Annotated in this window: 4 protein-coding genes; 3 read left to right on the top strand and 1 reads right to left on the bottom strand. The window is 69.9% G+C overall.

Going from position 1 to position 2,691, the window contains the following annotated elements; genetic code table 11:
• On the top strand, positions 1 to 774 hold a 774-nt coding region (bar, locus tag ELR45_RS01950), incomplete at its 5' end, for a barbiturase (RefSeq protein ID WP_205855692.1).
• 12 nt (positions 775 to 786) lie between these two features.
• Here the strand turns inward: bar and ELR45_RS34380 are convergent.
• Positions 787 to 945, bottom strand: a complete 159-nt coding sequence (locus ELR45_RS34380) for a hypothetical protein (RefSeq protein ID WP_165367388.1) — start codon at positions 943 to 945, stop codon at positions 787 to 789.
• A gap of 115 nt (positions 946 to 1,060) precedes the next feature.
• Here ELR45_RS34380 and fmt point away from each other — a divergent pair, with 115 nt between their 5' ends.
• Complete coding sequence (gene fmt / locus ELR45_RS01945; protein WP_129662987.1) at positions 1,061 to 2,005, top strand: methionyl-tRNA formyltransferase; 945 nt, start codon at positions 1,061 to 1,063, stop codon at positions 2,003 to 2,005.
• A 242-nt stretch (positions 2,006 to 2,247) separates the two neighbouring features.
• A partial coding sequence (locus ELR45_RS42410; RefSeq protein WP_240759060.1) for a transcription antitermination factor NusB occupies positions 2,248 to 2,691 on the top strand: 444 nt, incomplete at its 3' end.

The following is a 2,691-nucleotide window of genomic DNA, read 5'->3' as shown; positions in this document are numbered from 1 at the left end:
GAGGTGCTGCTGCCGGAGGAGATCGGGCGCCGCGGCATGGTGGAGAAGGTGGCGGATGCGGTCCGGATCGCGATGGAACGAGCGGGCATCTCCGATCCTGCCGACGTCCACTACGTCCAGACCAAGACACCGCTGCTGACCATCCACACCATCCGGGACGCCAAGGCGCGAGGCCAGACGGTGTGGACCGAGCACACACACGAGTCGATGGACCTTTCCAACGGCTGCACGGCGCTCGGCATCGCGGTGGCGCTCGGCGAGATCGGAATGCCCGACGACGCCGATGTCATGCACAGCCGGGACCTCTACTCATCGGTCGCGTCCTGCTCGTCGGGCGTCGAGCTGGATCAGGCGCAGGTGGTCGTGGTCGGCAACGCGCCGGGGGTCGGCGGGCGATACCGGATCGGACACTCCGTGATGAACGACGCGCTCGACGCCGACGGCGTCTGGTCCGCGATCCGGGATGCCGGCCTGAAGCTGCCGGACCGGCCACACCCGAGTGACCTGGACGGGCGCCTGGTGAACGTCTTCCTCAAGTGCGAGACGAGCCAAGACGGGATGGTGCGGGGGCGCCGAAACGCCATGCTGGACGACTCCGACGTCCACTGGCACCGACAGATCAAGGCCGCCGTCGGTGGGGTCGCGGCTGCGGTGACCGGCGATCCTGCGGTCTACGTGTCGGTCTCCGCGGCGCACCAGGGTCCGGACGGCGGGGGACCTGTGGCGGCGATCGTCGACCTCGGACCCGAGCCCACCGGCTATCGGCGTCCGTAGGCTTCTGGGCAGTCAGGCGCGCAACGGGCGCAGCGCCTCGGACCACGCGAGGAGCTGGTCGAGCATCTGTGTGAGCGCTTCTTCCTGATGTGGCGCCGGTCGGAAGTGCAGGCGATCCTTGAAATCCGTGTACAGGCCCAGCTCCAGCAGCTCTTTGCCGGGAAGGGCCACTCGAGAAGTTCCGATGGGACAGGAGTGGATATCGTGGGCGTCTGGCGCGGAACACTCGGGTCGCGCCCGCACATCACACGCCACACGGGCAGTCGAGAAATGGGGTTCGCCGAAAATGCGCGTTCTGTTCGCCGGTACGCCGGACGTCGCCGTACCGTCGCTTCGGGCGGTGATGGATTCGCGGCATGACGTCGTCGCGGTTCTGACCCGGCCCGATGCGCCTGCCGGACGCGGACGCAAGCTGACGCCGAGCCCGGTGGCGACAGTGGCCGAGGAAGCTGGTGTCGAGGTCCTCAAACCAGCGAAGCCGCGTGACCCCGAGTTCTTGGAGAGGCTGGCCGCGATCGGACCGGACTGCGCCCCGGTGGTCGCCTACGGCGGGCTGATCCCACAGGCGGCGCTCGACGTGCCCACACACGGCTGGGTGAACCTGCACTTCTCGCTCCTGCCCGCGTGGCGAGGCGCGGCGCCGGTCCAGCACGCCGTGCTGGCCGGCGACGACGTGACCGGCGCGTGCACCTTCCAGCTGGAAGAAGGGCTCGACACCGGGCCGGTCTACGGCCTGGTGACCGAGGATATCCGGCCTACGGACACCAGCGGTGATCTGCTGGCACGGCTGGCCAAGTCGGGAGCGACGCTGCTGACGCGCACGCTGGACGGCATCGAAGATGGGAGCCTGCGGGCCGAACCGCAGCCCGACGACGGCGTCTCGTTGGCGCCGAAGCTGACCGCGGAGGACGCGCAGGTGGACTGGACGGCACCGGCGATGCGGGTGGATCGGCTGGTCCGCGCCTGCACACCGGCGCCCGGCGCGTGGACCACGTTCCGTGGGGAGCGGCTGAAGCTGCAGCCGATACAGCTCGAGCGAGGCCGCGACGGGATCGCCGCGGGGGAGATCATCGTCGAGAAGACCGGGGTACGAGTCGGGACAGGGAGCCACGCTGTCGTGCTGGGCGATGTGAAGCCGCAGGGCAAGCGGGAGATGCCGGCGACCGACTGGGCCCGCGGCGTGCGGCCAGAGCCAGGGGAGCGCCTCGGCCACGAAACGGCGGACGCATGAGCGCGGCCGAGCGTGGCGACCGGCCGCGTGGACCGCGGCGGAGCGGGCATGCCGACGGCGCACGAGGACCGGGCAAGCCCCGCCAGGGCCGAGACAAGGAGCCGCGGGGCGGACGGCAAGGCGAACGTGGCGGAGCCCCGAAGAGTCGCGGTGGCGGCGCTTCGGGCGGCGGTGGCGGATCTCAGCCGCGGCATCAGGTGGCCGACCAGGCGCGCCAGGTCGCCTATGACGCGATTCGTGCGGTGACCGAGGACGACGCGTATGCAAACCTCGTCCTGCCGGACCTGATGCGCCGTCGGAACCTCAATACCCGGGACGCCGCCTTTGCCACCGAGCTGACCTATGGTGCCCTGCGGTGGCAGGGCACATATGACCGGATCATCGGCGCGTGCGTCGATCGGCCGCTGTCTGATCTGGACCCGCCGGTCCTCGATGCATTGCGGCTCGGTACGCACCAGCTCCTGGCGCTACGCGTCCCGCCGCATGCCGCGGTCTCAACCACGGTGGACCTGGTACGCAAGCGAGTCAGCGAAGGTGCCGGCGGGTTCGCCAATGCCGTGCTGCGCAAGGTCGAACGGCACGATCTCGATGGCTGGGCCGACGAGCTGGCGCCCGCCCGGGAGAGCGATGTCTCGGGCTACTTCGCGTTCCGGCATGGTCATCCAGCGTGGATCGTGCGCGCGTTC

Source organism: Phytoactinopolyspora endophytica (assembly GCF_004138495.1).
GTDB classification, from domain to species: domain Bacteria; phylum Actinomycetota; class Actinomycetes; order Jiangellales; family Jiangellaceae; genus Phytoactinopolyspora; species Phytoactinopolyspora endophytica.
The sequence above is the reverse complement of the archived record's forward strand: the minus strand, read 5'-3'. Positions and strand labels throughout refer to the sequence as shown.